Genomic DNA, 24,749 nt, shown 5'->3' on the forward strand with positions numbered 1-24,749 from the left:
TTATGATTTTATTAGTTGTTTTGCTCTTTATCTTTTCGCTTTATAAAGTTGAGGTCAGCCCAGCCGTAGGCACCGAGGAGGACGACGAGGGCTGTTTCGATGGTGTGGATGACGAGGGCTATCATGATTGCCTGCGCCTCTACGTAGTCCTGCGCCAACTGCCCTGCCATCACTGCATCGGCAAAGAAAATCACGATGGTGGTCTTCACGGCGAAGTGCCATGGTCCTGCACCATTAGGCGTGGGCACCAATACGGCATACGTCCCCACACAGAACATCAGCAGGCCATACATCGGCGGAATGCCGGCGGTAAGGTCGAAACTGAAGAAAGCGAGGTAGAAGTGCAGATAGTAGCACACCCAGATGCCTAACGAGTAGAACAAATACAGCCACACCCTATCCACATTGCGAAGCGAAAGAATGCCCGCCTTCACTTCAAGCAGGATATCCTTGCCTTTCTTGAACATCTTGTAGCGCCAGAAGAGTATGCCCAGCGTAATAACCACCGTTATGCCACAAATGAGTGTTACGATGTAGCCCGTACCTGTGAAGCGGTTCAGTATGCTGTCGAGGCTCGTGCCGGTGGTCTCCATAAAATTCACGAATGTGGGCAACTGCGTCAGCAGCGCGACGAGTGTGAAAAGCGCCATGACGAGCATATCGACGATACGTTCCGTCACCACCGTGCCGAGCGACTTGCTGAACGACACGCCGTCCATGCGCTTAAGTGTGGAGCAGCGCATCACCTCGCCTATGCGCGGCACTACGAGGCTCGCTGCATACGACACGAAGATGCTGTCGATGCTCGTGCGCACACGGGCGTTCTCACCCATCGGTGCGAGTGTCTGCCGCCAGCGCAACGCACGGAACACCTGCGGCAAAATGCCGAAAATCAGCGAAAACAACATCCAGCCCCAGTTCATCTCATGACACACATTGTGCCAAAAGTCGGACCAGTCCGTTCCGCGGTACATCCACCAAAGTATGGCAATACCCAGAGCGAAGGGGAGAACTATTTTCAGGATATTTTTCAGCATCTGCTCTTCTCGTATTTCGCAAGACTGGCAAAAATTCTACGTTGCAATGCTTTTTTCGCATTCTGCGAAGAGAAATGCCTATCTTTGCACTTGCAAACTTATTGAAAAATATGCAGAACTGATACGCAAAAAGTAAAAAAATGCACAGTAACGCGAAAAAAGTACGTCCCAAGAAGTTTCTGGGCCAACATTTCCTCACAGATGAAGGCATAGCACAACGCATTGCCGACACCGTAGATGCCTGTCCAGACATACCCATCCTGGAAGTGGGACCCGGTATGGGCGTGCTGACGAAATACCTGCTTACCAAGGGGAGGCATGTAAAAGTGGCAGAACTCGACTTTGAGAGCGTTGACTACCTGCGCCGTAACTACCCCACCCTTGAGGACGACATCATTGAGGACGACTTCCTCAAGATGCACCTCGAAAACACCTTTTGCGGACAACCCTTCGTGCTGACAGGCAACTATCCTTATAACATCTCCAGCCAGATTTTCTTCAAGATGCTCGACTATCGCGAACTCATCCCCTGCTGCACGGGCATGATTCAGAAGGAAGTGGCAGAACGCCTCGCCGCCAGTCCGGGAAGCAAGGCATTCGGCATACTCAGTGTGCTTGTGCAACTGTGGTACGATGTGGACTATCTTTTCACCGTTGAGCCCGGTGTGTTCAACCCGCCGCCCAAGGTGCGCAGTGCCGTGGTCCGTCTTACACGCAATAACTCCACCGACTGCGGTTGCGACGAACGCCTGCTGCGGCGTGTGGTGAAAACCGCCTTCAACCAACGCCGCAAGATGATGCGTGGGTCGCTCAAACCACTCTTCGCACAACTCGACAACGAACGCCACTGCACACGCAGCCACACCGAATTCCTGGCTCGCCCACTCCTCACCCGCCGGCCCGAGCAACTCAGCGTGCAGGAATTCATCAGCCTGACCAACGAAATCGACCGCGAAACGGCGGAATAAATTATTTTTCTCCAATTTTTTCGAAAAAAAATCACGTTTTAGTTGATTTTCTGCTATTTATGCGTAAATTTCCACAGAAATTTACCTTTAATATTAAAAGTAGCACTTGCGATTTTCAAGGTAAAAACTGACATCAATAATACACAAGCGGCAGAACAAATAAGAGTCCTGCCGCTTGTGCGTTTATCTATGTTTATCTATCTGGGGTTCCGCCTGTTTTACCTGCCGGCATACATCTCTTCGTAGTATTTCTGATAGTCGGGACCTGACACTGCCTCCACCCAGTCGTGGTGGTCGAGGTTCCAGCGAATGGTCTTCACGATGCCCGTTTCAAAATCAGTTTCCGGATACCAGCCCAGTTCGTTCTTTATTTTCGTTGGGTCGATGCCGTAGCGCTGGTCATGGCCCAGGCGGTCCTTCACATAGGTAATAAGGTCGTCGTTGATCCAAGAGATATCCACCTGACCGTCGGCACCGCGATCCTGTTTCTTAAGCAGTTTGCGATACTCGGGATTAACTGCCATGATGTCGTGGATGGTCTTGATGATAGTCTTCACGATTTGGATATTCTGCCGTTCGTTGTGTCCGCCGACGTTGTAGATGCAGCCGTCAGCGCCTTTACGGATGACCATGTCGATGGCTTTGCAGTGGTCCTCCACATAGAGCCAGTCGCGTACGTTCGTACCCTCACCGTAAACCGGAAGTTGCTTGCCCTGCAGGATATTGTTGATAATCAGCGGAATAAGTTTCTCCGGGAATTGATAGGGACCATAGTTATTAGAACAGCGTGTGATGCTCACAGGCAGATGGAACGTGTCGCGATAGGCACAAACGATGTGGTCGGCACTGGTTTTCGATGCACTGTATGGGCTGTGCGGCGACAGTGGTGTTTCTTCGGTGAAGTAACCTGTTTCGCCAAGACTGCCGTACACCTCGTCGGTAGATACCTGGTGATAGCGCACACCCTTGTTGTATGTAGGGTATCCCTGAGCATCACGCCCTGTCTGCCATGCATTTCTGGCGGCTTCTAGCAGGTTCTGCGTACCGAGGATATTTGTTTCAAGGAAGAGTTGAGGATTTTCGATACTGCGGTCCACATGGCTCTCGGCGGCGAAGTTCACCACCACGTCGAAGCGGTATTCGGCAAAAAGTTTGTTCACGAGTTGGCAGTCGCGTATGTCGCCGCGCACGAACAAGCAGCGGTCGTTGTCGATGTCCTGGTCGATGGTGCCGAGATAGCCCGCGTAGGTCAGCAGGTCGAGCACCACGATTTTCACGTCGTCATATTTGGCGATCATGTACTTAATGTAGTTGGCGCCAATAAATCCGGCGGCACCGGTTACGAGATATGTCTTCATATAGTTGATTGATGTTTATTTCTTTGTTTGCAAAGGTAATAATCTAAATGAGAACAGAAAAGTTTATATGCATATTTATGCGCTTGTCAACCATAGCCCACAACGTCATAGATTATCCGTCCAAAAAGTTCGTTGAAAAGGTACTGCCACTCCTGCACGCATTTCCAGCGCGGATAGAAATCGCGGAAACTGAGGGACTTTGGTGCGGAATACGTGTCGGAAGCATAGTAGTCCACTTCCAGGCCTGCCTTGCGGAATGTTTCATAACTGCGGCGCATGTGTGTGGCAGAGGTAACGAGCACGCAGTCGGCTGTGTTGATGCCCAGCGAGTCGAGAATGGCTTTCGAATTAGTGGCGTTCTCGCGCGTGTTCCGCGCCAGTTGTTCGATAATCAGCACACTGTCTGGCACCCCGATTTGCGTCATATACTTGATGAATTCGGGTTTGGTGGTCACGCCGTCTTTCAGGCTGCTGCTCGTGTCGCCCGTAATGAGTATGCGCTCCACGCGTCCCATCTTCCAGAGCCTCACCGCCTCCCACAGTCGCCCTGCGCGGCGGCTTTCGTATGTCAGGTTGCCGCGTTCTGCGTCCATTTTGGCAAAACCGCCGAGCACGATGGCCGCCTTATACGTCTTGCCGTCCTTCATTGATGTGTTGCTGTATTCGCCTGCCAGTTGCCCCTCGGTGTAGAGCATCAGGGGCTTGTTGGAAAAGACGAGGAACATCACGCCTGCCACTATCCAGCAACTGCGGCGCAGCCATTTCCGGCGTGCGTTGAGGAAGTACGGGATAATGATAAGCAACACTATCCACGACACGGGCGAGATGAGGACTTTCGTGATTTGGGCTATTTCGTAGAACATCGGCGGGCTGTAGTTTACAGGGATATCAGTCGCGGCGATAGATGTCGCGGGTATAAACTTTTTCTGCCACGTCGTCAAGCACGGCATCGTAGCGGTTGGCTATGATGGCATTAGACTGTGCCTTGAACGCATCGAGGTCGTTTACCACCTTAGAGCCAAAGAACGACACGCCGTCTTGCAGTGTGGGTTCGTAGATAATGACTTCCGCACCCTTGGCTTTAATGCGTTTCATCACGCCCTGTATGCTGCTCTGGCGGAAATTGTCGGAGTTCGATTTCATCGTGAGGCGATAGACCCCAATGACGATTTGCTTCTCCCGCGCCACGTCCCACGAGGCATTGTCGTTATAGTAACTGTAATAGCCGGCCTTCTTTAGCACACGGTCGGCTATGAAGTCCTTGCGGGTGCGGTTGCTCTCCACTATCGCCTCGATGAGGTTTTCAGGCACATCGCGATAGTTAGCAAGGAGTTGCTTCGTATCTTTAGGTAGGCAGTAGCCACCGTAACCGAAAGACGGGTTGTTGTAATGGTCGCCTATACGCGGGTCAAGACTCACACCTTCTATGATATTCTGGGTGTTCAGTCCTTTCATCTCGGCATAAGTGTCAAGTTCATTGAAATAACTCACGCGCAGGGCGAGGTAGGTATTGGCAAAAAGTTTCACCGCTTCTGCCTCTGTCAGTCCCATGAACAGCGTCTTCACGTCTTTCTTCTCCGCACCTTGCTGCAGGAGAGAAGCAAATGTTTCTGCCGCCTGTTTCAATTCGCGCGCTGCATCGTCGGAGATGCCTGTGCTCTCGGCATCGGGCGATGCCACGATGATACGGCTCGGATAGAGGTTGTCGTAGAGCGCCTTGCTCTCACGCAGAAACTCCGGCGAGAAGAGGAGGCGCAAGGTGGGACCGTATTTCTTATAAAGGCTTTCGCAATAGCCCACAGGGATGGTACTCTTGATGACCATCACTGCCTGCGGATTCACACTGCGCACGAGGTCAATGACCTCCTCCACGTGGCTCGTATCGAAAAAGTTTCGCGCAGAGTCGTAGTTGGTCGGGGCAGCGATGACCACAAAGTCGGCATCGCCGTATGCCATCGCCCCGTCGAGCGTAGCCACGAGGTCAAGCGGCTTTTCTGCCAGGTATTTCTCAATATAGTCGTCTTGAATGGGCGAGCGACGTTTGTTGATCAAATCCACTTTCTCGGGAATGACATCTACCGCCTTCACTGTGTTGTGCTGTGCGAGGAGCACTGAAATCGACAGACCAACATAGCCTGTTCCTGCTACTGCTATCTTCATTTGAAAAAAACTGTTCTTGTTACTACTTTCATGCAAAGATAACAATTATTTTTCAAATTATTGGTGTCCGGTAAATTGGGCTGTAGCCAATAGTTTATTTTATGAGCGTTTCCGGAAAACGTGCTGAAAGCCCTAAAAGCAGAGAAAAAATACCGCAGACAAAGTGTTTGCGGTTCTTTAAGGTTATCTGTCTTGTACTACACACCAGCCATAGCTTCGTCGAAACAGAGGATGCCAAGTCGGTTCTCTATTTCAGAAACAGACTTGAATGAGAAATTCACCTTTCCTGACAATATCCTGCTCACGTACTGAGGGGATACCCCAAGACGACCTGCAATATCATTGCGCGAAAGGTTGTTGGCTTGCATATAGTCTATAATGGCAAGCGCAACGCGGCGTGACCGCTTGAGCCATGATGCATTTTCCTGACGCCACTTGGCATCGGTCGCAAAAGTGGAGACCTCACCCGACTGGTGGGATTCCAGAAACTTAACGGATTTTGTTTTCATAATTCTGCCTCCATGTTTAGGTCGATGAAACTGTCTGCATCAAAGACACCATTAGAAATCAGATACTGACGACAGCTGTTCAACTTGTCAAGCTGCTCCTGAGTGTGCGGACGCTCCTGCATCGTCTGTGTCAGTTTGATAGCGCCACCCGTAACGACAAACACGTTTTCTTCCAGACGGATGGCGTACACCCTTAGCCAGCTTGCATGACCGCTTCTGTTCCAATTGCGGGCTTTCTCACGAGTCAGTTCACGAACGGTCATGTCCGTTGTGCCGAGCGGTTTGAACAGTTCGTCAAGGTTGTCCGTGAACGGGATGTCCAATATGAGGCGCTCCAGTTGCTCTGCATCGTCCAGAGTGTCGGCTATGGCATCACTTATCCTTTCAATATGGAAATACGTTTTCAGGTCATTGAAGTTGTCCATGAAAAACTTCATCAGATACTCCATGTCGTTCCATGTATCAAAAAGCAGTGCCAATTCATTCTTTGGCTTATTCATCTCGCGTACCGCCCAAAGGTGGTCCTTGCCTTCTATGATACGTTCAAATCTCATTTTATTGCTTTTTCTGAATGCAAAGATAATACTTGTTTTTTATATACGCAACTTATAAGTTGCATTTTTTGTACGAGCTTGTTCCCCGAAAGGGGTACGGGGATACAGGCGGAAAGTGCATCAAAATCAGAAGAAGTCATCTAAAGGCGAGAAGTCTTGCTCTTTACTCATACAAAAATACAAAAATACATAATCTGAAAATCAATTTGTCAGATTTGGACAGATTTGTAGAAATTCTGCGCTACAGCGCACTCAATTCGTTTTGATACAGTTCCGGAAACACAGCAGCGGGCAACCCTGCTCAAGGACTGCCCGCCGCAATATGTTTATCGGAAAAGGAGGATTATTCTGCCTCTTTCCAACTATTGTCCGTGTTCATCATATTGTCATCTGAGAACCAGAGTTTTTGTGTCAACTGGTTGCCGCTACCCTCTTCGTTGTGTGCATTGGGGTCGCTGGCACTGATGACATGTGCAGTTTCTACTTTAATTGAGAAAATCTCGGGCTTGATATATTTTTTCATTGTAAATGTTGTTATTTCGTTTGACAATGCATTTTTATTTCACAAGCACTTTCTTGCCGTTAACAATGTAGATGTTGCCAGCCTTAGGAGCAACTACGCGACGGCCCTGGAGATCGTAAGCCACATTCACGCCGTTCACAGTTGTGCCAACACTGTTGATGCCTGTTACGTCGTCGTTGAAGTCGAATACCAAGCCGCGAACAGCAGAACCAGTGTTGTTGTCAAGTGCAAGCCAGCATTTGTTGGCCTGGCTTTCGAATGCAGCACCGGTAGCATTGGCATAGTAGAAACCGAGCACACCGGCCTTATCGCCTTTACCGTATGAAAGCATGTAGAACAAGCCGTTTGCAGGCTCTGTAGGCGTAACGGCTACTGTAGAACCATGGAGAAGGTTGTCAGCAGTTGCACTTGCTGTGCTTGCAGTGTACACATAAGCATAGTCCTTAGCCTCGCCTTTCACCAAGAGTGCTTCACAAGCAGGAACGATACTGCCGGCCTGGTACTTCCAGTTTGCAGTAGCCTTTGCAATGCCATCGCCGTTGGGAGTACCCACTTCAGTAATCACGGCACCTTGTGCGCCTTCAGGCATAATGAACGGTTGGTCTGTGTAATATGTACCATAACCGGCTGCAGTAATAGTAAATGAACCGGCACCAAGATTTGGAACTTCGCTCGTCAGGAGGATGTCGTCAATACGAGTATTGCCACCTTTACTATTAGCCAAGGTCAGACTCAATGTAGAAGTTGTTGTAGGAATGGTAATGGTCCATGTAACAACGCCATTTGAATATGATTCTTTTGATACACTTGCACCCTCTGTGCCTGATGTGAGTGTCAAATTATCGTTATTTGCCTTATAGGTCAGCGTCAATGTTCCTGTATGGCCTGCGATGCTGATAGCATCGTATGTGAGGCTACCACCGCTCTTGTTAACAAGGAGTTCTGGAGACTCACCTCCTGCAAGTGTCGCTTCATAAATCTTTGTACTGGTGCTTCCGTCTGTGTATGTATAAGCACTGTTCACTGCATCAGGGGTATCGTCTGCTGCTGCACCAGTCCAATCCTCGCTCCAGAAAGTAGCAGAAGTTGTAGGCACGGCGCTTTCTACAGTCAGTTCGTATGAAGCAGAACCTGCTCTAAATACATCAGTTGCTTCAGAAGAAGCGGTGATGGTTGCAGTACCTACACCGACGGGAGTTACCTCACCGGTTTGAGGATCAACTGTCGCAATAGCATCGTTAGAAGAACTGTAAGTTACAGGCAGACCATTCGGGTTGCTCAGAGTAGGAGCAGTGAACGCATCACCGAGAGTTACGGTAGCAGTTGCTTCCGAGAATGCGAGTTCTGCATCCAAAAGGTTTGTTGCAGAATAGTCGCCTACCAACATGATGTCGTCGATACGAGCATTGCTACTTGATGAATTTGTAATAGTAAGAGAGAGAGTTGTTGCAGCATCGGGAAGAGTTATGGTATAGGTATGTGTACTTCCTGAATGGGTTGCTGAAGAAATCTCTACACCTGTAGTAGTTGTCGTAACAGACAAATTGCTCCTATTCGACTTATAACTGAATGTCAGCGTACCTGTTTGACCTTCTACATTGATGGCATCGTATGTAAGACTACCGCCACCCTTAGCAATAAGAAGTTCAGGACCATCTCCACCGGCACCTAACTGAGTAGTATATACTTTTGTTCCACTACCTTCATATGTATATGCGCTGTTCCATGCTGTGGGTGTCTCGTTTGTGGCACCTGTCCAATCTTCGCTCCAATAAATGTGTGCGCCGGCATCGAGCACTGTAATGCTGTACGAAGCAGAACCTGCGCTATGAGTAGCATCTTCAGCAGAAGTAGCCGTAATAGTGGTTGTACCGGCACCAACGATGGTAACCGCACCTGTTGTAGGATCAACTGTTGCCACACCAGTATTGGTCGATTCGTAACTTACTGTCATGCCTAAAGCATTTGTCAGAGTAGGAGCAGTAAAGGCGTCACCGAGCGTTACTTGCACAGAACCTTCCGAGAAAGCCAACGCGGGATCAATTTTATTTACGGTTAAGGTATAAAAAGCATAACCTGCCTCGTAGTCGTCATCTTCTTCAGAAGTAACCTCAATGTTTGTCGTACCGACTGCAAGAACTGTTACTGCACCTGTTGAAGGATCTACTGTTGCTACATCCGTATTGGTTGACTGATAGGTTACGGCTACGCCATGTTCATTATTGAGCGTAGGAGCAGTGAAGGTTTCACCGATGGTCATCGTTACTGAAGTTGGGTCAAAGGACAAGTTGGGAAATGTCTTTTGACTGCCCGAAGCCGTGTAGGTTACAACTATCTGCGTTGCACGAACCTGCTTGCCTGAAGCCGTAAGAGTTACGGATTCAGCATCACCTTCCCAAGTTCCATTATTGCCACTTGTGGAAAAACCAGCTAAAGAGCCAAAGCCACTTGCAGGATTGCTTGATGTTGCAGTGATTTCCACTTTCGTAATGTTACCTACGGTAGAAGAAATGGTTAATGTCTCATTCTTAAAAATACGATAATCAGAACCATTGCCCATCGTACCTTTTGAACAAGCGATGGTAATGCCAGATTTTGTAACTCCATCTGCTCCTGCATCGTTGCTATTGGAAATAGCACCTTTATCAGAAGAAGCGGTAAACGTTACAGTTTCAGCACTGACCGTCCCTGCCAACGCGACAAACAGCGTCATCAGGAATAATCTAAAATTGTAAAATTCTTTCATAATGATATTATTTTGGATTGATTGTTATGCTACAACTATACAATTTGCAAAATTAAAAATTTTTAGTCATTAAGCAAAAGAAAATAGACAAAGTTTTAGAAGTTTTTTCCAACATTTTTCTTGCCACATTGTAATTGAAAACCGGACTTCCTTTATATATAGGGGTCGTCGCCCTGAGTTTCTCATTATTACACCATTACGTCATTACGTTATTATGACTATTCTGAACATTCTGGGGTAACACCTGCGACAAACCTCTTGCCAACTTAAAAAAATGTATTATATTTGTAACTGAAATAAAAGCGGGCGGACAGAAGATACCTCACCGCCCCACCCCGACAATGCTGAATGAGATCTGAAAGAGAACATTAACCCCAAATAAAAACAATGAAAAAAATTACTATAATTTTCGCGCTCGGACTATTCGTTCTACCGTCTGCCCTGTTCGGTCAGTTGGAGATGATAGACGAAGCACCGAGCAATCCGAACAATGAGCCGGCGGAAGTGTTCCCCGTGCCTTCGGAGCGCCAGATGAAATGGCAGGAGACTGAATTCTATGCCTTCTTCCATTACGGCATGAACACCTACACCGGTCTGGAATGGGGCAATGGTGACGAGAACGTCAACCTCTTTGCACCCACGCAGATGCCCGACCCTGAACAGTGGCTCCGCCTTTGCAAGAAAGCAGAGATGAAAGGCGGTATCGCAGTAGTGAAGCACCATGACGGTTTCTGCTTGTGGCCAACAGAGACGACGGATCACCACTGTCAGAACTCATCCAATGCCTACGCCAAGCAAACCAACATTCCGGAGGCTTTCGTAAGGGCAGCAAAGAAACTGGACATGAAGTATGGCTTCTACATATCGCCGTGGGACAGGAACAGTGCCTACTACGGCACTGATGAATACGTAACAAAGGTATTCCTCAAGCAGTGTTTCGAACTCTCACAGTACGGCACCGACCAGTTTGAAATGTGGTTCGACGGCGCCAACGGAGGTACCGGTTATTATGGAGGTGCGTATGAGAACCGTTCCATCGACGAAAGCTACTATTACGACATCCCCAACTTGCGCGACTCTGTACACAAAGTTTGCCCGGACATCATCCTTTGGGGCGTGGGCGGAGAAGCACGCTGGTGCGGTACGGAATCAGGCTACACCAACGAAACCACGTGGTCCATGGGCTCCGGACTTAGCGGAAGCGAGACCGCATGGCAGTGGAAGCCCAGCGAAAGCGATGCCAAAGCCACAAGCGGCGGTTGGTTCTGGCATGACGGCGAAACCACCAAGAACTCCGAGACGCTCTTCGACATGTATCTCAAGACCGTGGGACGGAACGCCACACTCATCCTCAACTTCCCACCCGACATGTCCGGACGTCTCACTGATGCCGACTCCGTGCAACTCTGCGATTTGGGCGAAAAACTCAGAACGCGCTTCGGCACCGACCTCGCTAAGACAGCCACCGTCACGGCAAACGTTACACGCACAGGCGGCAACTACGCTGCAAGCAACCTTATAGACGGCGACAAGAACACCTATTGGGCAACCAACGACGGCCAGAAGGCGGCTACCATTACCCTCACCTGGGATCAGCCGCAGAACGTGCACTACGTAACCCTTCAGGAGTACATCCGCAAGGGACAGCGCGTGAAAGGTTTCACCATAGAAACCACAGCCGACGGCACCACATGGACACAGCGTGCGTCGAACATACAGACCACGACCATCGGTTATAAGAGAATTATCCCACTCAATGGCAGCACATCGAACAGTTACGATAATGGTTTCAATGTGAAGGGAATACGTATCAAGATCACTGACAGCCGCGCATGCCCGCTGCTGCATACGGTATCGGTATATTAACCTTAAAAAATGAACAAAGTCATGAAACTCAAGAAATATACCCTCATCGCAGCATTGGCTCTGCCTATGGCTGCCGCAGCACAGACAGCAAGCGTAACCTTCGACACAGACGACTACAAGGCCGTCAGCGTTTACGACTCATGGGAAAACTCACCCTTCCGCAGCGGTACACTGAAAGGCAACATCGCCGTTATCGACAACCACCTCAACCAAGTGGACTCTGTCATCGGCGAAGCACCAAACCCCACAGAGAAAATACTTGCCATACAGCGTTCACGCTTCGGATCGAACCAGTTCGGTGCACGCATCGACCTGAAGACCCCCTTTTCGCTCTCACCCACCATACAGTATGTGCACGTACTCATCAACCGCCCCATTGAGGGCCGCGTGATGCTCATGGGACTTGGAAAGCACCGTGAACCGGAGTGGGCTGGTCAAAGTCCTGAAACCGAGCAGTTCTGGGAAATATCAACCACTACGATAAAAGCAAACAGATGGACCGATGCCGTATTCGGCATCAAGGGTGTATCGGGTGTGGACATCTACAGCCTCGTAGTTGTGCCGGAATGCGAATCGCCGCACGAACACAAGCGGGACTTCGTGGCATACATCGATCAGATTGTGGTGAACACAAGTTCTGCTCCACTTATACAGTATGACGACTATCCCACCAACTTTGACAAGGAAAGTACCAAAGCCACACGTTCCGACCGAGGTATCAAGACGGTATCGTTGGGTGGTAAGACTGTAACCGTATCGTCCGACCCAACGAGCGGCGACCCCGTTTACCGCGACATGATGGCAAACACCTTCCCCGTCAAGGCCGGACAGACAGTAACAGGTGCTATTACCATCGAAGGCACATGGATGAACAGTTTCCTCTACATTGACTACGGACAGGACGGCAAGTTCTCTTACGACATCAACGAAGACGGCACTCCTGCAGAAGGCAGCGACCTGATGACATACTCCAACTACCAGGGAAAGAACAGCCGTGGTTTGACAAATTCGAGTGCCAACACCATCGCGATGCCATCGTTCAACATCCCCGAAGGCACACCCAAAGGTTTCTACCGCATGCGCTTCAAGGACGACTGGAACGACATTGACCCGGGTGGTGCATCTTCCATCGTGTCTAATGGTGGCGGTATAGTTGATGTACGACTCAATGTGCACGAAGACGAAGTTTCTGTTAAGGAAGACAACCGCAACGGCGAAGTGCTCTCCGGCGATGGCAGTGCACTCATGACAACCACACCGTTCGGAAGGGCATTTACCGTTAAACTCAATCCTGAAAACGGCTTTGCATACAACGGCATGCGTGTGCGCCACGGTTACAACCTCGACGGCGACAGCCTCATACACAGCACACCGCAGTATGTGGACCACTATGTATGGAGCAAGAATTTCGATGAAAACGACTGCTACACCATTCCTGCAGAATGGGTGGACGGCGACATCGTGATTGAAGGTCTTTTCGTGGAAAAGGGCACGGAAATCACTTACGACTATCCGCTCAACATCGAAGATGACGCCACAATGAGCCGCTCCGACCGCCACCTTGATGCAGTTACTATGGCAAACAAAAGAGTGGACATCAGCAACGACAAAAAAATCTATCACGAAGACATGTCGCAGACTTTTCTCGTTGCGCCGGATGAACAAGTAACTCCTACGTTTACATACACCGGTGGTTGGATGCACGGCTATGTATATATCGACAAGGGCCAAGACGGTGTATTCGACACCGGCGACATCACCAATGGCGTTATCAGCGACAACAGCGATGCGATGACCTTCTCATTCTGGAGCGGCGACAACACCAACGGACTATCCGGCTACAACAGCAATGGTGTCAACCTTACAGGTTCTGAACGCAACGTGCTCAACCCGCCATCATTCACCATTCCCAACCTCGCAGACGGTTTCTACCGCATCCGCTTCAAGGTGGACTGGAATGAAATCTATGCAGGCGGGAACGTAACTTCTAATAACCACATCATTAACAATGGCGGTGGCATAGCCGACTTTCGTCTGCGTGTCTTCAGCGGTTCTGAAGTAAATGTCAGTGTGGAAAGCGAACACGGAGACGTGCTCAACCCTTTTGACGAACCTGTGAATGGCACCACCGTCCCCTTCAACGAGGCACTTACCCTGAAAGTTGTGCCCGCAACTGGTTGTGAGGTGGAAAAAATCACCGTGACCCATGGTATCCTTGATGCTAAGCCGGTCATTATCCACAGCGTGCCACAAGTGCTCACCAAGACATATACATATCAAGACATCTACGATGGCGAACTGACCATTCCGGCAGACATCATCGATGGCGATTTGGCTATTGTCGTAACCTACACTGCACCCACAGGCATCAATGCTATCGGTGGCAACAATTTACCCAAAGTCATTTATGACCTTCAGGGACGCAGAGTAGTAAACCCGGGAAAAGGTGTTTACATTATCAATGGTAAAAAGGTTATGAAATAAATTACAGAACACCCCAACAGAACGTTCCTTAACAACAAAGTACCGGACGTTCGACAATAAAACGAGAATCGGGATTGCCTCCTATGGAAGACAATCCCGATTGTTTTTTATTGGTGTCCGGTAAAAGTTTTATGGACTTAGTCATAAGCCTTTCTATATGGGTGCGTTATGGGTGGGGTAATCTATGGGGGCCTGCTCTTTCAGTTTGTTGCGTCAGTTTTAGGGGTGTTCTGAATCAGGCTGAAAGCCTTACAGCACATAGCCCATGGCAACGCCATGGGTATATGAATGTAGGTGAGTACGTCCTGAAAGGACAAAAGCATTATGAATCAAGCATTTACGCCTATACTTTTTGCCTATATATCTGCTTTTGTGCTTACAGCGCGCCAATGCCTTTAATCACATTCACCCGGGACGTTGTCCTGAGCTATGAGCTTTTGGGGCTTTCAGCCCGTTTATCGGACACCAATAATTCCTTATACTTTTGCGCAACAATGACATTCGTACTTCTCAATCTATTATGGATCTCAATCTATTATGGTTTTTCTTTTCAAACAACAATAAAAACTTTTTGCATACCCCAAAATTAGGGTGTAAAAAAATACAACAAACTGGTTATTAGGTAGTTGCATTTTAAATTATCTTTTTTCAAAAAAAGTGACGAAGTCAGGAAAAAACAATGAAAAATCTTGCTGTATAGTAACATTTTTAACTATACAGCAAGATTTGTTATAAAGCACCCTCAGGAACCGGGCTTTGCAAAATCGCAGAAATTGCCTAAATCTTCATTTTAGGTGCCCAGCCACCGGCACCATTGTCATCGACACCGCCGTCTGTCTCACTGCCAGAGTCGGCAGGCAGATCACTTGCATAGGGATCATAGTTGCCAAGAATAATTTCCACTATCATAACGAGGTCTGCAACATCTATGTCTGTGTCAGCAACAGTGTTGGCATTATCGGTTGAAAAAACCGATGGAACATTGCCGAGAATATAGTTCACGGAGGCTACCACGTCAGCCACATCAACATTACCGCTAATGTCGGCATCGCCGATGAGAGTGGCAGTGTCTTCTTCAAACACCACCTTAATTGTGGAGTTGGGTGTAGTGGAATTGAAGTGTATCACATTGTCGCCTATCGTGGTAAAACCTACGCCCTTCACTTGCTTCACATCGTTAACGTAGATTTTCATGTTGCCAATGTTGTCATACTTGAGATTGAGCGGGCTGCCTACAACAGACTTCACTGTAACTTCAGTCGGCGCATTGTTCTGCCATGCTGTATTGACTTCAAAGTTGCCTGCTGCCTTCATACCCGTCATGCTTCCGGAAGCCCAGGCCGTGGGCAGTGCCGGCAGAATGCGGATAGTGTCCGTAGCCCCTTGCATAATCATTTCTCCGATACCGGAACAGGAACCGAAGTTACCATCAATTTGGAAATAGTTGGGAGAGTGTACGTCGAACAGATTGTAGAACACACCGCTCGTGCTGCCATTACAGTGAGACAATGCGTTGCCTAAAATAGTGCGTGCATGGTCGCCATCGAGTGCACGCGCCCAAAGGTTCACCTTCCAGCCCATAGACCATCCCGTTGCACCATCGCCACGAAGACGTAGAGAATTGACTGCTGCATCGTAGAGCGGACTACCAGGTTCCACCTGACTGAAGGGATATAGACACATCAAATGCGACGGGTGACGATGCCCATTGCTACCTGCAGTATAAGCACTATATTTCCATTCGCGCAAAATCGTCGAATTGGCAGCGAGGTTTCCTGTACCCCAATTGCCACTGTAAGTCTCCGTATGCAATCCGAGGTCAAGTTTACTCAGACGTTCCTTCAAAGCGGCTCTGTCTGTCGAATTCATCGTAGATTGTGTGCCAAGGATTGAATCCGCTGCAAGTGTATTCTCAAAGAGTTCACGCACAAGTTGCTGAGCATGTGCCACACCGTCTTCATAGGGTCCCTGCTCCGGTGAATACTCCTGAGGACATACGTATGTGCCGTCAGAAGCCAGTTTCAGACGATCAATCCAGAACTGTGTTGCCGAAAGCATTGCAGGGAAAGCCTCTGCAAGGAAATTGGTATCCATCGTGTAGCGATAATGTTGCCAGAGGTGGGTAACGTACCAAGCATTAGCGATGCAATAATAATGTGCGAAACCGCCTTCTCCGCCGAAAATGTTATTCTCCGTGAAACAGGTCCATCCGCGTGTGGGTGTATAGGATATGCTCTTGACCACCTGTGGATCGGTAATATTACTCTTCCATTCAGGACTATTTGCCATCTTGATGATGTAATTCAGGAATGGGAGATGCATTTCGGAAAGGTTCGTAGGTTCTGCAGGCCAATAGTTCATCTGGACATTGATATTGGCATGGATATCAGAGCCCCATGGCGGAGTGTTGGAGTGGTTCCAGATACCTTGCAGATTGTTGGGCAGATCGACACCCCTGGACGAAGAAATCTCAAGATAGCGACCGTATGCAAAGTACAACTGCTCGAGCATCGTGGCACGCGGCAAGTTGCCTGTCTTGTAACTGTTGTAATTGTCAATCATCGTGTTTGTCGGCTCATCGTTCACAGCCCCGTCAATCGAGAAATTCACACGATCGAAAAAGTTTTTGAAGTCTGCCACATGACTGTTGTAGAGTGTCGTCCAACTCTTTGCCGAAGCGGTATTCACTCTATTCTGAACAGCCGTCGTCACTTGAGTCAAAGAGCCTGAAGTATATATACTTTCACTGGCGCGATCGTTGCTGAAGTTTGTTCCTCCTGCCAAGAAGATGTAAATATCGTTGGGAGAAGAAATGTCGATGTAAGTTCCGCCATTTGTAAACGTAGCACCTTCCGACACCACTTTGGCATAAGCGCTATAACTAACGGTCTTCAGATTACCGCTGAATGCCATTGTTGCAGTGCCGTTGCTCACGTTATAAGTAGATGTAACACTCTGACCCGGAACTAAAGTCAACCTGTAATTCTGACTACCACTACTGCTCAGTTTGAGCACGATTACATTGTCAGGATTGCTTACAAAATATTGCCGGTCGTACGTCTGCCCCGTTGTTGCACTGGCAAAGTGTACCTTACCCGTTGCTTCTTTCAGATCGAGTACCCTGTAATAATCTGTACTGCTCTTTGAGTATGAGTCATCAAAAGCATTATTGTCCAAATTAGCGATATAGAGGTCGCCAAAGTTCACATAGTCGTTGCTGCCAGAATAACTTGTATTACTACCCTGCCACAACGTCTTCTCATTGAACTGGATGCGCTCTTTCTTCACATTTCCGAAAAATGTTGCACCCAACTGGCCATTTCCCAACGGAAGGGCATATTCTTTCCACAAATCCACACTTGTTACTGCAAGATTGGGCGGTGTGGTGTACCACAGCGAAAGCGGTTGTTCGGGTGAATATGTGGAACTCGATTCTGTTCGGTATTCGGGGAAGTCCATTTGCGAAACTTCAGTGAATTTCACACAGTTGCCGGGATCGGTATCAGAATTCCACACACCTATTCTTGCATCGCTGCCCCCGCTCCAGTTATTAAGAGCGCCACTGCCATTATATATCTGCCAACTGGACAAGAAATAATCAGCGTTCGTACTTTCCCTCAAACTGAATGTAGTTGCATTGTTTGCAGTGTTTGTTGTATAGGCCCAACCATTGTTAATATACAGATAGTTGCCTGTTGCACTGACCAGTTTGAAAGATGACTTGCCACCCTCCAGACGCCATTTATACTGATTGTCATTATACACATTTCCACTCTTTGTTACCAGATTTCCGCTTCCTGCATCCGTAAAGAACGTTCCTTGCCTGGGAAATTGGAGAAAATAATAAACAGGATTGGAAGATGTGCTGAAAGTGGGCAATTCGGGTGTTGCCTTGATAAATTTTAGTGCATCGTTGACGTCGTTCGTGTTCCAACCGCCAATAGGTACACCTTTGCCTGTCCCACCCCATTGGTTCATGGCATTCGTATTGTCGGAAACAGGACTTATATCCCATGAATCGGCATTCTGACTAGTGGTGGTCATCTTCAGATTATAGGCTGAAGTGGATGTCACATAGCGGTCTGAAGATGAATTGTAGGCAGCATAGTAACCCGTTTTGCTATACAGGCGGAAACTGCTTGTTGTGCCTATGACACACCATTTCATACTGTCCACAGTTGCTCCTGCGCTGGCAGTATTAAGCACACTGCCATTGGTCTTACGCGATGCCAAATAATTGCCACCTTGAGTAAACTTGATGAAATACCAAGTGGTATCACCTGCTGTGGTAAAAGTCGGCACAGTTGGCGCTGCTTTCAGTAAAGAAACGCTTAGTACCAAAACCAAAAGAAGTAAGTATTTTTTCATTTTTATAGTGTATTTTTTCTTTTTATTAAAAAACGAGCAAGTGTTTGCTGCAACTATTTCAGTCTCAAAACAATACGACATCTTCATCTATAACGTTATAATCACTGCAAAAATACGAATAATATAAATAATAATTGTCATCTGCAGTAATTAATAGCCCAAAATTTCTTTAAAATGCCCTTACTTAGCAATTTTTCGTCGTACTGAAGGCAGAAGTACCAGTTGCACAACGCCGCGTGCACCAATGTAAACAAGGAATGCCATCCAAAGCGCATGGTTCTGAAAACTTGGCGAAAAAAGAAAATATACCGCAAAGTAAAAGGCGGCAGCAATGGCAGCCGAGAAGAGCATATAGCCCGAACTGGTTGTACCCACGAAGATGCCGTCAAGGATGAAAGCAGCAAACCCTACGACAGGCACTGCCACGGCATACGGTAAGTAGGTCGCGGCTACAGCCGTCACTTCGGCATCGTCCGTCAGTAAACCCACGAAGACGCCTCCAAACAATGCATAGACCAGGGTAAATACCACTGCCAGCAAACCACTGTATGTAAATACCTGTCGAAGGAGCAGACGGAACCTGCCTCGATCACCGGCACCCATCACGGCACCACTGATGGCTTCTGCCGCATTGGCAAAACCGTCCATCACGTACGATACCAGCAGATAGAACTCCATCAGCACAGCATTCACGGCGAGTATAACCTCACCCATCGAAGCACCCGCCTTGGTGAAACTTACGGTTACTGCCACAAGACACAGCGTGCGGAGAAAAATGTCGCGGTTTACACTAAAAAAGCGCATCGGAATGTCCGCGATGGGGCGAAAAGCCCTGCGACCGTTGATTTGTGGCATACGTTGTACCAAGATGACAGCAAGAACCAGTCCCGTCCATTGTGCCACAAGTGTGCCGGCTGCCACGCCCTCCACTTTCCAACCCAAGGCAAAGACGAAAAAGAGGCTCGCGATAATGTTCGTTACATTCTGCACGATAGCCACCGTCATGGGATAACGCGCATTCTGCATACCGATAAACCAACCGTTCAGGCTGTTCACACCAAGCGCTGCCGGAGCACCCCAGATGAGGATGTTGAAATATTGTTCCACAAGGACATCCACCTGCGGCTGGGCATCGTAGAACCAGAGCATGGCGCCGAGAAGCGGCTTCTGCAACACTATCAGCACAAGCGCCATACCCATCGCCACAGTCATCGAACGGCGCAACGTCTGTTCTGCCTCACCAAAACGACCAGCACCATACGCCTGTGCCGTCATGCCGCTCGTGCCCATACGGAGAAAGCCCAGCAGCCAATAGACCATATTGAAGATCATGCCACCGATGGCTATGGCACCGATGTATGATGCAGCACCAAGATGACCCACTATCGCCACATCAACGAGCCCGAGCAATGGTACCGTGATGTTCGAGACGATGCTCGGAATGGCTATGTTCAGAATTTCACGGCGAAGGTCTTTCATAGTTTGTCGTTAGGCTTGATGACAAATTCCACTTCCTTGAAACCAAACTGCCGCACTTTTCCGTCTGCAGTGCGCAGCAAAAGGGTGCCGTTCGCCGACACATCGGCAATCTCTGCCATAAAAGTCTCACTCCCCGCACGATATGGGAACAGCCCTTTGCGGCGATAGAGCAGTTGCATATAAGTGGCATGAACACTTGCCGATGTTGCTGTGGCACGTTTGCCCTCCAAACCCATCATACCGAAAAACTTGCCGAGAATAGCATCGAGCAGCACTTTACAATCGAACTGCTGCCTAAAGACCTGCCGCAACGACACGGGGTTGGGCGCATCAGAGCGAAAAACCATTTGGTTGACGTTTAACCCCACCCCGGCAATAGTGCGACGAATCTCGCCACCCTGCAGATCGTGTTCAATCAGTATGCCTGCCACCTTGCAATCGCCAATGTAAATATCGTTGGGCCATTTCACTGTGGCTGACACAGAAGGAGCGATGGAACGGACAGTTTCGACAATGGAGACGGAAAGGGCTTCGCTCACCATAAACTGCCGGGATGCTTGCACACCAACGGGGCAAAACGTCATACTGAAGAGCAAATTCTGACCGTGCTCCGACTCCCAACTGTTGCCGCGCTGACCGCGACCAGATGTTTGATAGTCTGCGCTCACCACAACAACACCGCCAGCCGCCAAACGCTCATCAGCATCGCGAACGGCTTGCATCGTAGAAGTAGTCTCAGCGAGATGGATATGCTTCAAAACAGTCTGATTTATAAAACAATTAGGAAAAAGGCTATTCAGCAAGGAAAGCCGACTTGAAATGCCTGACCGAAAAAGGCTCACTCTCCCCCACCACGGTGATGACATCGAAGCGGTAAGGATTGTCGAGTTTGTGCATGCTCAAGTAATGGCGTGCAGAAGAGATAAGAAACTTTCTCTTCGAGCGGTCCACGGCTTCGAGCGCCGTGCGGTAGTCGCCCTTGCTGCGCGTTTTCACCTCAACGAAAACTATCTCGCCGAACCACTCGGCGATGATATCCACCTCGTGATGCCCCGAGCGCCAATTCCGTTCCAGAATGCGATAATCCGCCAGCACGAGATATTCGGCTGCAAGTTGTTCACCGAGGTCGCCCAGTCTTTTCTCTTCCGTCAGCATACGTCAGGAATAATGGTCAGCGTTTCTTTTTGAAGAAATCTTTTATCAAAACCGCACATTCGTCTTCCAGTACCCCTGCCACGACTTCCGTCTTAGGATGCAGGGCATCGGGGACATATTTCCGGAAACCGCGCTTTTCATCGGATGCACCATACACGAGGCGTCCGAGTTGTGCCCATCCAAGGGCACCGGCACACATCGTACAGGGTTCAAGCGTAACGTAGAGTGTACAACTGTCGAGATATTTCCCACCGAGCGAATCTGCTGCTGCCGTCACGGCCTGCATCTCGGCATGTGCCGTCACGTCACGCAGGAGTTCTGTCAGGTTATGCGCACGGGCTATAATCCGCTCGCGACACACAACAACAGCGCCCACAGGCACCTCGCCCTTGTCGCAAGCCATCTGAGCCTGCTCCAGAGCCTTGCGCATGAAGAGTTCATCAAGTTTTTCCTGTTCCTGCATCTTAATTGTCCTTTTTGACTCCCGAAGCGGTTATTTATAGCGAATCCACTTACATATCTCCTTTATTGAAGGCTTCTTGCCGTACATCAGAATGCCGACACGATAGATGCGCGCACCTACATAGACAAAGAGTAATGCCGTGCCATAAAGGATAACAAGCGAAAGCACCTCTTGCCATACGGGCACATTGAAAGGTACGCGAACCATCATCACGATAGGAGAGGTCAGCGGGAACATGGAACTCCAGAAAGCCAACGGACCGTCGGTATTCTCCACACTATACATCGCGGCATAAATACCGAACACCATCAGCATGATTACTGGCATAATGAACTGTGAACTGTCCTCCTGCTGGGTCACACTGGCGCCCACTGCAGCAAAGAACGAAGCATAGAGCAGATAGCCGCCAATGAAATAGAGCACGAACAGCACACCCATCTCAAGATAAGGCAGGTTGACTATGGCACTCATCATCTGTTGCGATTCGCTCATCTGCGACACACTTACAGTAGCGGGAGCCATGCCCTGTGCACCTGCTACAACAGCCTCGGGAGGCGCACTGCCAAAAAACGAGGAACTAACAAAGATGATGGCTGCCAGCATCACACCCCATATCAGGAGTTGGGCAAAACCCACAAGCGCCGTACCGATAATCTTGCCCATCATCAGTTCAAAAGGCTTGACAGACGACACCATGATTTCCACAATCCTGCTCGTCTTCTCCTCCATCACACTCTGCATCACCATACCACCGTACGACATCACGAAAAGGTAAATCAAGAATGTGAAGATGAAGCCGGCAGCGATGGCAATACCCGTATTCGATGTACTTTCCTCGCCTTTGTCGTTCCATTTCACCGTCTTGATGTCGAGACCCTGCTGCACATCCGTGATTATCGACTCCAGATTGGGCAGGTTGTGCATTTTTAACTTATCCTGACGCGTCCGCTCGTTGAGTTTCATGCTCACGTAGGTCAGCAACTCCTGCGACACTTCGTTGCACGACGAAATGCGCACGGCATCAGGGTGAGTGGCAAGCGTATCGGAAATTTCCACGACTGCCTCGATGGACGAATTGCTCTGTTTATACTCGGGGCGCACCTCTTTGTCGTAAACAAAGGCAAAACGCTGATCCGACTTAAACACATCGCCATAGAGGTTCGTGCGGTCAATTACCACCACTTGCAACTGAGCGTCGTCCTTGATGCTCGACAGCCAGAGTGGCACGAATAACAATGCCGCAAACAGAAACGGCATCAGGATGGTCAGGATGATAAACGATTTCTTCTTCGTGCGGTAAAGAAATTCACGCTGTATGATTATTGGTATTTTCGACACGTCGTTTTAATCTTGATTATTATTATAACTTTTTTCAGAGGAGAGAACTTACAACAGTCAACTATCAACGGTCTTGATAAAGATATCGTTCATCGAAGGCAGTTGTTCTGCAAATGAGCGGACTTCAACCTGCTGAGCCAGAAGGCTGACCAAATCGGAATTGCTGATACCATCGACTTTTCTGAGGCGATAAACTTGCAGTCCGCCGTGGTTGAAGCGGTCCTCAACGGTAAACGCAGCCGTGTCGGCAAGCGGAGTAGCAGAGGTGGTCTGAAGTTCGTAAAGCCCTGTCCTGAAGCGGCTCTTTACCTCTCCGACATTGCCCGAGAGCACTATCTTGCCTTTATTGACAAGGGCTATTTCATCACAGATTTCCTCCACCGAAGCCATGTTGTGTGTAGAGAAGATTACGGTATGCCCCTCATCGCGCAGTGCCATAATCTCGCGCTTCAGCAAGTCGGCATTAACGGGATCGAAGCCACTGAACGGCTCGTCGAAGATCAAGAGTTCGGGGCGATGCACCACAGTGGTGATGAACTGCACTTTCTGCTGCATGCCCTTCGAGAGTTCCTCAAGTTTCTTGTTCCACCAGTTCTCTATGCCAAATTTCTCGAACCATGCCTGCAGACGCTGCACGGCTTCTTTTGAAGACAGCCCCTTCAGGCGAGCAAGATAGACAGCCTGCTCGCCCACTTTCATCTTCTTATACAGCCCGCGCTCCTCAGGCAAGTAGCCAATATTTGCCACGTCCTCTGCACAGAGTGGATGACCCGAAAACGTTACTTCGCCTTCGTCAGGAAGCGTGATGCGGTTGATGATACGAATAAGGGTGGTCTTACCTGCTCCGTTAGGACCGAGCAGACCGAAGATGCAACCTTTCGGCACTTCTATCGACACACCATCGAGGGCACGATGGTTGGCAAAGGATTTGTGTATATTGTTTGCTGTCAGCATATATTTAATAGTCGTTTAGGATTATGGCTTTGTCTCACCCTCCACATAGCGGTGGAGCGATATTTCTTCGCCATCAAACTTAAGATAGGTATAGAGATTTATCCAATCTCCTACAATGAATATGCGTGAATCCTCATTTAGCGGATAGTCCAGTTCGATGTGGCGATGGCCATACACGAAATAGTTGATGTTATTATGTGACTCCAGATATTTTCGCGAATAGACCAGAAGTTCTTCTTTGTCTTCGCCCATAAAGCGGGGCGGCAATTGACGCTGATGCTTCTTCTGGCTGTATTCTGCCCACGTCAGACCCAGTTCCAGTGCCCAACGGGGATGCAGACACGAAAAGAGGACCTGGCATACACGATTATGGAAAATGTAGCGCAAGAACTTAAAACTGCGGCTGCGTGTGCCGAGTCCGTCGCCATGAGCCAGATAGAACTCCTTGCCATAAATCTCCATCGTTACGGGCTCGTGATGTATCACTACACCGCACTCCTTCTCCAGATAATCCGTCATCCACAAATCGTGGTTGCCTACAAAGAAATGCACTTCTACACCCATGTCCGTCAGTTCGCTGATCTTGCCGAGCAGACGGGTATATCCGCGAGGCACGACTGTCTTGTATTCGTACCAAAAGTCGAAGATGTCGCCCATGAGATACACCGCCGCCGCCTTCGTCTTGATGGCATCGAGGAAGGTAACCATGCGGCGTTCCTGTGTGCGCTGATGATGAATGGCACGGCAGCCAAAATGAGCATCGGAGAGGAAATAGACGGGTTTCATC

General features: G+C 48.9%; 18 protein-coding genes and 1 pseudogene. 3 read left to right on the forward strand and 16 right to left on the reverse strand.

Annotated features, from left to right (window positions below):
* Positions 1 to 11: 11 nt before the first annotated feature.
* Complete coding sequence (locus C7Y71_RS04705; protein WP_226943563.1) at positions 12 to 1,037, reverse strand: lysylphosphatidylglycerol synthase transmembrane domain-containing protein; 1,026 nt, start codon at positions 1,035 to 1,037, stop codon at positions 12 to 14.
* A 140-nt stretch (positions 1,038 to 1,177) separates the two neighbouring features.
* Here C7Y71_RS04705 and rsmA point away from each other — a divergent pair, with 140 nt between their 5' ends.
* Entirely contained in the window at positions 1,178 to 2,005 is an 828-nt protein-coding gene (rsmA, locus tag C7Y71_RS04710) for a 16S rRNA (adenine(1518)-N(6)/adenine(1519)-N(6))-dimethyltransferase RsmA (protein ID WP_111897239.1), read from the forward strand.
* Between the two features lie 218 nt (positions 2,006 to 2,223).
* Here the strand turns inward: rsmA and rfbB are convergent, their stop codons facing one another.
* The 7 genes from rfbB to C7Y71_RS04745 form a co-directional block, all read right to left on the reverse strand.
* Positions 2,224 to 3,363 (reverse strand): dTDP-glucose 4,6-dehydratase, encoded by a 1,140-nt coding sequence (gene rfbB, locus C7Y71_RS04715; protein WP_111897240.1) that lies wholly within the window; start codon positions 3,361 to 3,363, stop codon positions 2,224 to 2,226.
* Between the two features lie 86 nt (positions 3,364 to 3,449).
* Positions 3,450 to 4,226: a YdcF family protein gene (locus C7Y71_RS04720; protein WP_193215972.1), complete on the reverse strand. Its 777-nt coding sequence runs from the start codon at positions 4,224 to 4,226 to the stop codon at positions 3,450 to 3,452.
* A gap of 25 nt (positions 4,227 to 4,251) precedes the next feature.
* Positions 4,252 to 5,523 (reverse strand): nucleotide sugar dehydrogenase, encoded by a 1,272-nt coding sequence (locus C7Y71_RS04725; RefSeq protein WP_111897242.1) that lies wholly within the window; start codon positions 5,521 to 5,523, stop codon positions 4,252 to 4,254.
* A 197-nt stretch (positions 5,524 to 5,720) separates the two neighbouring features.
* On the reverse strand, positions 5,721 to 6,032 hold the full coding sequence (locus C7Y71_RS04730) for a helix-turn-helix domain-containing protein (protein ID WP_111897243.1): 312 nt from the start codon (positions 6,030 to 6,032) through the stop codon (positions 5,721 to 5,723).
* A complete protein-coding gene (locus tag C7Y71_RS04735; protein WP_111897244.1) occupies positions 6,029 to 6,586 on the reverse strand; it encodes a hypothetical protein in 558 nt (185 codons plus the stop codon). Before C7Y71_RS04735 ends, C7Y71_RS04730 begins: the two co-directional genes overlap by 4 nt.
* Before the next feature lie 343 nt (positions 6,587 to 6,929).
* Positions 6,930 to 7,109: a hypothetical protein gene (locus C7Y71_RS04740; RefSeq protein ID WP_111897245.1), complete on the reverse strand. Its 180-nt coding sequence runs from the start codon at positions 7,107 to 7,109 to the stop codon at positions 6,930 to 6,932.
* Positions 7,110 to 7,143: 34 nt separating this feature from the next.
* Positions 7,144 to 9,855, reverse strand: coding sequence for an Ig-like domain-containing protein (locus C7Y71_RS04745; protein WP_111897246.1), 2,712 nt, complete (start codon positions 9,853 to 9,855; stop codon positions 7,144 to 7,146).
* Positions 9,856 to 10,242: 387 nt separating this feature from the next.
* On the opposite strand from C7Y71_RS04745, the gene C7Y71_RS04750 reads away from it, so the two are divergent.
* Positions 10,243 to 11,721 (forward strand): alpha-L-fucosidase, encoded by a 1,479-nt coding sequence (locus C7Y71_RS04750; RefSeq protein ID WP_111897247.1) that lies wholly within the window; start codon positions 10,243 to 10,245, stop codon positions 11,719 to 11,721.
* A gap of 867 nt (positions 11,722 to 12,588) precedes the next feature.
* Positions 12,589 to 12,834 (forward strand): annotated as a pseudogene (locus C7Y71_RS12155) (GEVED domain-containing protein); the annotation flags it as partial.
* A gap of 2,148 nt (positions 12,835 to 14,982) precedes the next feature.
* On the opposite strand, the gene C7Y71_RS04760 reads toward C7Y71_RS12155, so the two are convergent.
* From C7Y71_RS04760 to C7Y71_RS04795, 8 genes are all read right to left on the reverse strand, one after another.
* A complete protein-coding gene (locus tag C7Y71_RS04760) occupies positions 14,983 to 18,573 on the reverse strand; it encodes a glycosyl hydrolase family 95 catalytic domain-containing protein (protein ID WP_193215973.1) in 3,591 nt (1,196 codons plus the stop codon).
* A gap of 180 nt (positions 18,574 to 18,753) precedes the next feature.
* Positions 18,754 to 20,052: an MATE family efflux transporter gene (locus C7Y71_RS04765; RefSeq protein ID WP_111897250.1), complete on the reverse strand. Its 1,299-nt coding sequence runs from the start codon at positions 20,050 to 20,052 to the stop codon at positions 18,754 to 18,756.
* Complete coding sequence (locus tag C7Y71_RS04770) at positions 20,049 to 20,810, reverse strand: biotin--[acetyl-CoA-carboxylase] ligase (RefSeq protein WP_193215974.1); 762 nt, start codon at positions 20,808 to 20,810, stop codon at positions 20,049 to 20,051. Before C7Y71_RS04770 ends, C7Y71_RS04765 begins: the two co-directional genes overlap by 4 nt.
* Positions 20,811 to 20,844: 34 nt before the next feature.
* Positions 20,845 to 21,207, reverse strand: coding sequence for a YraN family protein (locus C7Y71_RS04775; RefSeq protein WP_111897252.1), 363 nt, complete (start codon positions 21,205 to 21,207; stop codon positions 20,845 to 20,847).
* Positions 21,208 to 21,223: 16 nt separating this feature from the next.
* Positions 21,224 to 21,670 (reverse strand): nucleoside deaminase, encoded by a 447-nt coding sequence (locus tag C7Y71_RS04780; RefSeq protein ID WP_111897253.1) that lies wholly within the window; start codon positions 21,668 to 21,670, stop codon positions 21,224 to 21,226.
* Between the two features lie 30 nt (positions 21,671 to 21,700).
* Positions 21,701 to 23,008, reverse strand: coding sequence for an ABC transporter permease (locus tag C7Y71_RS04785; RefSeq protein ID WP_111897254.1), 1,308 nt, complete (start codon positions 23,006 to 23,008; stop codon positions 21,701 to 21,703).
* 57 nt (positions 23,009 to 23,065) lie between these two features.
* Positions 23,066 to 23,962: an ABC transporter ATP-binding protein gene (locus C7Y71_RS04790; RefSeq protein WP_111897255.1), complete on the reverse strand. Its 897-nt coding sequence runs from the start codon at positions 23,960 to 23,962 to the stop codon at positions 23,066 to 23,068.
* A 21-nt stretch (positions 23,963 to 23,983) separates the two neighbouring features.
* On the reverse strand, positions 23,984 to 24,748 hold the full coding sequence (locus C7Y71_RS04795) for a UDP-2,3-diacylglucosamine diphosphatase (protein WP_111897256.1): 765 nt from the start codon (positions 24,746 to 24,748) through the stop codon (positions 23,984 to 23,986).
* Position 24,749: the final 1 nt, after the last annotated feature.

The sequence above is a fragment of the Pseudoprevotella muciniphila genome, assembly GCF_003265305.2.
Classification (GTDB): Bacteria; Bacteroidota; Bacteroidia; order Bacteroidales; family Bacteroidaceae; genus Alloprevotella; species Alloprevotella muciniphila.

What these genes read in the sequence shown, in the direction of transcription:
- C7Y71_RS04705 (WP_226943563.1), bottom strand. Translation starts at nt 1,037, where the DNA reads ATGCTGAAAAATATCCTGAAAATAGTTCTCCCCTTCGCTCTGGGTATT.
- rsmA (WP_111897239.1), top strand. Translation starts at nt 1,178, where the DNA reads ATGCACAGTAACGCGAAAAAAGTACGTCCCAAGAAGTTTCTGGGCCAA.
- rfbB (WP_111897240.1), bottom strand. Translation starts at nt 3,363, where the DNA reads ATGAAGACATATCTCGTAACCGGTGCCGCCGGATTTATTGGCGCCAAC.
- C7Y71_RS04720 (WP_193215972.1), bottom strand. Translation starts at nt 4,226, where the DNA reads ATGTTCTACGAAATAGCCCAAATCACGAAAGTCCTCATCTCGCCCGTG.
- C7Y71_RS04725 (WP_111897242.1), bottom strand. Translation starts at nt 5,523, where the DNA reads ATGAAGATAGCAGTAGCAGGAACAGGCTATGTTGGTCTGTCGATTTCA.
- C7Y71_RS04730 (WP_111897243.1), bottom strand. Translation starts at nt 6,032, where the DNA reads ATGAAAACAAAATCCGTTAAGTTTCTGGAATCCCACCAGTCGGGTGAG.
- C7Y71_RS04735 (WP_111897244.1), bottom strand. Translation starts at nt 6,586, where the DNA reads ATGAGATTTGAACGTATCATAGAAGGCAAGGACCACCTTTGGGCGGTA.
- C7Y71_RS04740 (WP_111897245.1), bottom strand. Translation starts at nt 7,109, where the DNA reads ATGAAAAAATATATCAAGCCCGAGATTTTCTCAATTAAAGTAGAAACT.
- C7Y71_RS04745 (WP_111897246.1), bottom strand. Translation starts at nt 9,855, where the DNA reads ATGAAAGAATTTTACAATTTTAGATTATTCCTGATGACGCTGTTTGTC.
- C7Y71_RS04750 (WP_111897247.1), top strand. Translation starts at nt 10,243, where the DNA reads ATGAAAAAAATTACTATAATTTTCGCGCTCGGACTATTCGTTCTACCG.
- C7Y71_RS04760 (WP_193215973.1), bottom strand. Translation starts at nt 18,573, where the DNA reads ATGAAAAAATACTTACTTCTTTTGGTTTTGGTACTAAGCGTTTCTTTA.
- C7Y71_RS04765 (WP_111897250.1), bottom strand. Translation starts at nt 20,052, where the DNA reads ATGAAAGACCTTCGCCGTGAAATTCTGAACATAGCCATTCCGAGCATC.
- C7Y71_RS04775 (WP_111897252.1), bottom strand. Translation starts at nt 21,207, where the DNA reads ATGCTGACGGAAGAGAAAAGACTGGGCGACCTCGGTGAACAACTTGCA.
- C7Y71_RS04780 (WP_111897253.1), bottom strand. Translation starts at nt 21,670, where the DNA reads ATGCAGGAACAGGAAAAACTTGATGAACTCTTCATGCGCAAGGCTCTG.
- C7Y71_RS04790 (WP_111897255.1), bottom strand. Translation starts at nt 23,962, where the DNA reads ATGCTGACAGCAAACAATATACACAAATCCTTTGCCAACCATCGTGCC.
- C7Y71_RS04795 (WP_111897256.1), bottom strand. Translation starts at nt 24,748, where the DNA reads ATGAAACCCGTCTATTTCCTCTCCGATGCTCATTTTGGCTGCCGTGCC.